Source organism: Nocardiopsis sp. TNDT3, from assembly GCF_003427465.1.
Taxonomy (GTDB): Bacteria; Actinomycetota; Actinomycetes; order Streptosporangiales; family Streptosporangiaceae; genus Nocardiopsis; species Nocardiopsis dassonvillei.
In genome coordinates this window covers 1-7598 of the sequence record NZ_QPFC01000807.1, presented here as the reverse complement: position 1 = coordinate 7598, position 7598 = coordinate 1, and the positions used below count along the sequence as shown (strand labels likewise).

5 protein-coding genes are annotated in these 7598 nt (G+C 70.7%); all 5 read right to left on the bottom strand.

Translation table 11 applies throughout. The annotated features are described in order from the left end of the window. On the bottom strand, nt 1-2568 hold a 2568-nt coding region (gene clpB / locus DQW06_RS19745), incomplete at its 3' end, for an ATP-dependent chaperone ClpB (RefSeq protein ID WP_117199080.1). Between the two features lie 86 nt (nt 2569-2654). Next, nucleotides 2655-3140, bottom strand: a complete 486-nt coding sequence (locus DQW06_RS19740) for a heat shock protein transcriptional repressor HspR (RefSeq protein WP_013156454.1) — start codon at nt 3138-3140, stop codon at nt 2655-2657. Beyond that, nucleotides 3137-4300 carry a molecular chaperone DnaJ gene (gene dnaJ, locus DQW06_RS19735; RefSeq protein WP_013156455.1) on the bottom strand — a complete coding sequence of 388 codons (1164 nt, stop codon included), beginning with the start codon at nt 4298-4300 and terminating at the stop codon, nt 3137-3139. The genes DQW06_RS19740 and dnaJ overlap by 4 nt, the downstream gene beginning before the upstream one ends. A 93-nt stretch (nt 4301-4393) precedes the next feature. Further along, nucleotides 4394-5146 carry a nucleotide exchange factor GrpE gene (gene grpE, locus DQW06_RS19730; protein WP_013156456.1) on the bottom strand — a complete coding sequence of 251 codons (753 nt, stop codon included), beginning with the start codon at nt 5144-5146 and terminating at the stop codon, nt 4394-4396. A gap of 35 nt (nt 5147-5181) precedes the next feature. Next, complete coding sequence (gene dnaK, locus DQW06_RS19725; protein WP_013156457.1) at nt 5182-7032, bottom strand: molecular chaperone DnaK; 1851 nt, start codon at nt 7030-7032, stop codon at nt 5182-5184. Between the last annotated feature and the right edge of the window lie 566 nt (nt 7033-7598).

The window sequence follows — 7598 nt, the reverse complement described above, 5'->3', positions numbered from 1 at the left end:
GTCCGCGCCCTCGTCCACGTCCACCACCACGGTGGCGCCCTCGGCCAGGTCGCCCGACAGCAGCTCGCGCGCCAGCGGGTCGCCGATCGAGGACTGCACCAGGCGGCGCAGCGGACGCGCGCCGTAGTTGGGGTCGTAACCGGTCAGCGCCAGCCACTCACGGGCGCCCTCCGTCACCTCCAGCCCCAGCCGCCGGTCCGCCAGCCGCCGGGCCAGCTTGTCGATCTGCAGGTCCACGATCCGCGTCAGGTCCTCGGTGGACAGCGCGTCGAACATGATCACGTCGTCCAGCCGGTTGAGGAACTCCGGCTTGAACGTCGCGCGCACCACGTCGAGCACGCGGTCGCGGCGCACCGACTCCTCCAGCGACTGGTCCACCAGGAACTGCGACCCCAGGTTGGAGGTGAGGATGAGGATGGTGTTGCGGAAGTCCACCTGACGGCCCTGGCCGTCGGTCAGGCGGCCGTCGTCCAGCACCTGGAGCAGGGTGTCGAACACCTCCAGGTGCGCCTTCTCCACCTCGTCCAGCAGCACCACCGTGTACGGGCGGCGGCGCACGGCCTCGGTCAGCTGGCCGCCCTCCTCGTACCCCACGTAACCGGGGGGCGCGCCCACCAGCCGCGACACCGAGTGCTTCTCGGAGTACTCGCTCATGTCGATCCGCACGATCGCGCGCTCGTCGTCGAAGAGGAACTCCGCCAGCGCCTTGGCCAGCTCGGTCTTGCCCACGCCCGTGGGGCCCAGGAACAGGAACGACCCCGTCGGCCGGTCCGGGTCGGAGATGCCCGCCCGCGCCCGCCGCACCGCGTCCGACACCGCGGCCACGGCGTCCTTCTGCCCGATGAGGCGCCTGCCCAGCTCGTCCTCCATGCGCAGCAGCTTGGAGGTCTCGCCCTCCATCAGACGCCCCACGGGGATGCCGGTCCACGCCGACACCACGTCGGCGACCTCGTCGGCGCCCACCTCCTCCTTGACCATGGCGGCGTCGCCCCGGCTGGCCGCCCTCTCCTCGTCCCGGCTGGCCTCCTCGACCTGCTTCTCCAGCTGCGGGATGTCCCCGTACATCAGCCGGGAGGCCTCGCCGAAGTCGCCCTCGCGCTGGGCCAGCTCGGCCCGCGTGCGCAGGTCGTCGAGCTGCCCCTTGAGCTCGCCGACCCGGTTGAGGCCGGCCTTCTCCTGCTCCCAGCGGGCCACGAGCCCGTTGAGCTGCTCCTGGCGGTCGGCCAGGTCCGCGCGCAGCCGCTCCAGCCGCTGGCGGCTGGCCGGGTCCGACTCCTTGTCGAGCGCCATCTCCTCCATCTTCAGGCGGTCCACGGTGCGCTGGAGCTCGTCGATCTCCACCGGGCTGGAGTCGATCTCCATGCGCAGCCGGGACGCCGCCTCGTCGATGAGGTCGATCGCCTTGTCCGGCAGGAACCGCGCCGTGATGTAGCGGTCGGACAGGGTCGCGGCGGCCACCAGGGCCGAGTCGGCGATCTGCACCTTGTGGTGCGCCTCGTAGCGGCCCTTGAGCCCGCGCAGGATCGCGATCGTGTCCGCGGCCGAGGGCTCGCCCACCATGACCTGCTGGAAGCGCCGCTCCAGCGCGGGGTCCTTCTCGATCTTCTCCCGGTACTCGTCCAGGGTGGTCGCGCCCACCATGCGCAGCTCACCGCGCGCCAGCATGGGCTTGAGCATGTTGCCCGCGTCCATGGCGCCCTCGGCCGCGCCGGCGCCCACCATCGTGTGCAGCTCGTCGATGAACGTGATGACCTGGCCCTCGGACTCCTTGATTTCCGAGAGCACCGCCTTGAGCCGCTCCTCGAACTCGCCCCGGTACTTGGCGCCCGCCACCATCGCGGACAGGTCCAGGCTCACCAGGCGCTTGCCCACCAGGGACTGCGGCACGTCACCGGCCACGATCCGCTGGGCCAGGCCCTCCACGACCGCGGTCTTGCCCACGCCCGGCTCACCGATGAGCACGGGGTTGTTCTTGGTGCGGCGGCTGAGCACCTGGACGACCCGCCGGATCTCGCCGTCGCGGCCGATCACCGGGTCCACCTTGCCCTCACGGGCCCGCTCGGTCAGGTCCACCCCGTACTTCTCCAGGGCCTGGTAGGTGTCCTCCGGGTTCTCCGAGGTCACCTTCCCCGAGCCGCGCACCCGCTCGAACCCCTCCAGGAGCGCGTCGGGGGTGGCACCGGCCTCGGTGAGCAGCTTCGACGCCTCGCCGCCGTCCGCGGCCAGCCCCACCAGCAGGTGCTCGGTGGAGACGTACTCGTCCTCCATCTGCTGCGCGCGCTGGGCCGCGGTGTTGATGGAGACGATCAGCTGGCGCGAGGAGCTGGGCGAGCTGACCGTGGAACCGGCCGCCTTGGGCAGCGCGCCGACGGCCGCCTCGACCTTGTCCCGGAGCGCGTCCGGGTTGGCCCCGACCTCCTTGAGCAGCGGGCGGGTGATGCCCTCCGCCTGGTCCAGCAGGGCCGCCAGCAGGTGCACGGGCTCCGTCTGCGGACTGCCGTCCGTGGTGGCCCGGCGGATCGCCACCGACAGGGCCTCCTGGCTCTTCTTGGTGAGCTTGTAGTTCATGCGCGGTGACTCCTTTCACAAGTCGTGTCACGGGGGGTGATGTCCGATGGCCGACCGCGCCCCCGTGTCGCCGTGGCGGAGTTCCGTCAGTCCTGCTCGTCGTCGGCGCGGCCCGGGGCGCCGCGGCCCCTGCCCCGCTCCTCGTCGTCGTTCCCGGGCTCGGCGGTGTTGAAGATCGTCACGCGGGTGCGGCGCACCAGCTCACCGCGCACCCCCGTGCCGCCGTCGGCCGGGCGGCCCCGGCGGGCCACCGCACGGCGGGCCGCCTCCAGCTCGTTGGCCAGGTGGAACACCTGCTCCCGCAGCTGCTCCACCTCGTGCTCCAGTTCCAGGATCCGCTTGATCCCGGCGAGGTTGATGCCCTCCTCCTGGGACAGCCGCTGCACCTGGCGCAGCGTCTGCACGTCGCGCATGGAGTAGCGGCGCCCGCGGCCGGACGCGCGGCCCGGCGAGACGATCCCCAGTCGGTCGTACTGGCGCAGGGTCTGCGGGTGCATCCCCGCCAGCTCCGCGGCGACCGAGATCACGTAGACCGGAGCGTCAGCGCCGAAGGAGTCGTTCACGTCGTTCACGCACCCTTCGCCCGCGTTTCGAGTCCGTCGCGCGGGTCGTAGTCGGAGGTCGCCGCGCGGAACTTCTCCAGAGCCTCGCGTGCGTCTCCGTTGAGAGTCCTCGGTACCGCCACCTCGATCGTGACGAGCATGTCGCCCGTGGTGCCGTCCTTGCGGTTCGCGCCCTTGCCGCGCACCCGCAGCTTGTGCCCGTTCTGCGTGCCCGGCGGGACCTTCACGGTCACCGGGAAGCCGTTGAGGGTGGGGATGCGCACGTCCGCGCCCAGCGCCGCCTCGGGGAAGGTCACCGGGACGGTGATCGTCACGTTGTCGCCGCTCCTGCCGAACACCGGGTGCTCCTTCACGTGGACGACGACGTAGAGGTCACCCGCCGGGCCGCCGTTCTCGCCCGGCGCGCCCTTGCCCTTGATCCTGATCCGCTGCCCGTCGGACACGCCGCCGGGGATGCGGGTCTGGACGGTGCGGGTGCTCTTGCCGCGCCCGCTGCCGTTGCAGGTGAGGCAGGGGTCGTCCACGACCAGGCCGCGGCCCTTGCACTCGCTGCACGGCTCGGACAGCGAGAAGCCGCCCAGGTTGGTGTTCTCGTGCCCGGTACCGGAGCACTTGGGGCACATCCGCGGGGCGGTGCCCGACTTGGCGCCGGTGCCCTTACAGGTGGGGCAGGCCGACTCGCTGGCCAGTTGGAAGGAGCGCGTGGCCCCCTCGGCCGCCTCGCGGAAGGTCAGTGTGGTCTCGGTCTCGACGTCGGCGCCGCGTCTGCTGCGGGTGGTCCCGCCGCGCCCGCGGCCGCCGAACAGCCCGCCGAAGAGGTCGCTCAGCCGCTCGCCGCCGCCCGCGGTCCCCGTTCCGCCCGTGCCCTGGCCGAACAGGTCGCCCATGTCGAACCCGCCGGGGCCGGTGCCGCCGCCGGGGCGGTAGGAGCTGCCGAACAGCGACCGCGCGTTGTCGTACTCCTTGCGGCGCTTCTCGTCCGACAGGACGTTGTAGGCCTCGGAGATCTCCTTGAAGCGGTCGGCCGCGCCGGGGTCGTCGGCGTTCGCGTCCGGGTGGTTCTCCCTGGCCAGTTTGCGGTAGGACTGCTTGATCTCGTCCTTCGAGGCGGTCTTTGAGACTCCCAGGACCTTGTAGTAGTCCTTCTCCAGGTAGTCCTTGGTGCTCATCGACTGGTGCCTTCCCCCGCTGGTGCCGGTTGCGTCCGATGCTTCCATGTGACCCCGCACCGTGTCGGGCCGGAGGATCAACGGGTGGACCCGTTACCTGTCGTCTTCCCCGCCGTCGGCGCCGTCCGCGGCCGGGGACTCCCCGCCGGGGGCGTCGCCCTCGGCGGCGGAACCGGCCGCGGCCTCCGCGCCGCCGTCGGCGGGATCGCCGACGACCACGCGGGCCGGACGCAGGATCCGCTCACCGATGCGGTACCCGGGCTGGAACACCTCGATCACGGTCTGGACCGAGATGCCCGGGACGGGGACCAGGGTGAGCGCCTCGTGGAGGTTGGGGTCGAACTCGTCGTCCTTCTCCGCGTACCGCTCCAGGCCCAACTTGGTGACCACGGCCTCCAGGGCCTCGCCCACCGCCTTGAACCCGCCGTTGAGCTCGTCGTGCTCACGGGCCCGGCCGACGTCGTCCAGGATCGGCAGCAGTTCGCCGAGGACCTGGGCTGTGGCGATCTCACGGACGGCCACGCGGTCGCGGTCCACGCGCTTGCGGTAGTTGGCGTACTCCGCCTGCACCCGCTTGACGTCGTTGGTGAGCTCGACGACCCGCTCGTCCGCGTTGATCGCCTCCGACACCACCGACTCGGGGGTGTCGGGGACCTCTACGTCCTCCAGGTCGGCCTCGACGACCTCCTCCTCGGCGACCTCGGGGATCTCCTCGGTCGCGTCGCCCTCGGCCTCGGGGTTGCGGACCTGCCCGGTCTCCGGGTCGATCCGGCGGTTGTCCCGGATCACCGGCCCCTGGCGCTCCTCACCGTCGCCGGTGCCGTTGGTGTTCTCCGACGGTGCCATCTGAGACACGCCTCCTTCCTCGACTCGACCCGGGTTCAGGACTGCTGGTTGCCCTGGGTGCCCTTGTTGTCCTCGTCGACGATCTCGGCGTCCACGACGTCGGCGTCGTCGGCGGAGCTCTGGGCGCCCTGGGCGTCGCCCTCGGCGCCCTGCTGGCCCTGGCTGTAGATGGCGGAGCCGATCTTCTGGCTGGCCAGCGCGACCTTCTCGCTCGCGGTGCGGATGGCCTCCACGTCGGAGCCCTCCAGCGCGGTCTTCAGCTCGGCGACGGCGGCCTCGGTCTCGGAGCGCACGTCCGCCGGGACCTTGTCCTCGTTGTCCTTGATGACCTTCTCGGTCTGGTAGACGAGGGACTCGGCGTTGTTGCGGACCTCGGCCTCCTCGCGGCGCTTGCGGTCCTCCTCCGCGTACTGCTCGGCCTCGCGGACCATCTTGTCGATGTCGTCCTTGGACATCGCGGAGCCGCCGGAGATGGTGACGGACTGCTCCTTGCCGGTGCCCAGGTCCTTCGCGGTGACGCTGACGATGCCGTTGGCGTCGATGTCGAAGGCGACCTCGATCTGCGGGACGCCGCGCGGCGCCGGGGGCAGACCGGTCAGGTCGAAGACGCCCAGCTTCTTGTTGTACTGGGCGATGTCGCGCTCACCCTGGTACACCTGGATCTGCACGGACGGCTGGTTGTCGTCGGCCGTCGTGAAGATCTCGGAGCGCTTGGTCGGGATGGTCGTGTTGCGCTCGATGAGCTTGGTGAACACGCCGCCCTTGGTCTCGATGCCCAGCGACAGCGGGGTGACGTCCAGCAGCAGGACGTCCTTGACCTCGCCCTTGAGCACACCGGCCTGGAGCGAGGCGCCGATGGCCACGACCTCGTCCGGGTTGACGCCCTTGTTGGGGTCCTTGCCGGTCATCTCCTTGACCAGGTCCACGATGGCGGGCATACGGGTGGAGCCGCCGACCATGACCACGTGGTGGATCTGGTCCAGGCTGATCCCGGCGTCCTTGAGGACCTGCTGGAACGGGGTCTTGGTCCGCTCGACCAGGTCGGCGGTCAGGCGCTGGAACTCGGCGCGGGAGAGCTTCTCGTCCAGGTGCAGCGGGCCCTCGGCCGAGGCCGTGATGTAGGGCAGGTTGATCGCCGACTCGCTGGAGCTGGACAGCTCGATCTTGGTCTTCTCCGCGGCCTCGCGCAGGCGCTGGAGGGCCATCTTGTCCTTGGACAGGTCCACGCCGTTGGAGTTCTTGAAGCGCTCGACCAGCCAGTCGACGATGGCCTGGTCCCAGTCGTCGCCGCCCAGGTGGTTGTCGCCGTTGGTCGCCTTGACCTCCACGACGCCGTCGCCGACCTCCAGGAGGGAGACGTCGAAGGTGCCGCCACCGAGGTCGTAGACCAGGATGGTGGCCTCGTCCTCCTTCTCCAGGTGGTAGGCCAGCGCGGCCGAGGTCGGCTCGTTGATGATGCGCAGGACGTTGAGGCCCGCGATGGTGCCGGCCTCCTTGGTGGCCTGGCGCTGGGAGTCGCTGAAGTAGGCCGGGACGGTGATGACCGCGTCGGTCACGTCCTCGCCCAGGTAGGCCTCGGCGTCGCGCTTGAGCTTCTGGAGCACGAAGGCGCTGATCTGCTGGGGGTTGAAGGTCTTGTCGTCGATCTTCACCGTCCAGTCGGTGCCGATGTGGCGCTTGACCGAGCGGATGGTGCGGTCGACGTTGGTGACCGCCTGGCGCTTGGCGACCTCGCCGACGAGCACCTCACCGTTCTTGGCGAAGGCGACGACGGACGGGGTGGTACGGGCGCCCTCGGCGTTGGCGATGACCGTGGGCTCGCCGCCCTCCAGGACCGCGACACACGAGTTCGTCGTACCGAGGTCGATTCCGACCGCACGTGCCATGGTTGCTTCCTCCGTCAAAGTTGAGTCGTTCGGACGTAATTTTGCTTCGTCGGTTGAGGGCTGTCAAGTCAGTTGAGTTGACCCGACTCAAGTTGGTTCCTACGTCCTGACAACGGGCGGCCGGACCGGGATGTTCCCGACCTGGGCACTCTGATCGGGGATATGGGCGAACCCCGGGACAAGTCGGGGAGAACCTTGACCCGCAAGATCAGGGAGGGTCGGGGTTCCCCTGGGGTGGCTTCGGGGACGCGGTCGCTGGCGGCTCCGGAGGCGCGGTCACCGGAGGGGCGCCTTCCGGTCAAGCGGAGGGAAACGCCCGTGTCGCGGCGCCGGGCGTCCCCGGTCGGCGGCCGACGATGGCCCTGCCGCCGACACGCCGGTGCCGAAGCGCCGGCGCCGCCGGGCGGCGACCGCCGCGGCGGCTTCCCGCCGCGTCCGCCGTACCCCTGAAACGGAGACGCCCGTGACGTCCAAGGCCCTGCTCGCCTCCGCGCTCGCCGCCGCGGTGCTGCTGCCCGCGCTGGGCGCCGCCCCCGCGTCCGCCGAGGACGAACCGCGGTTGATTG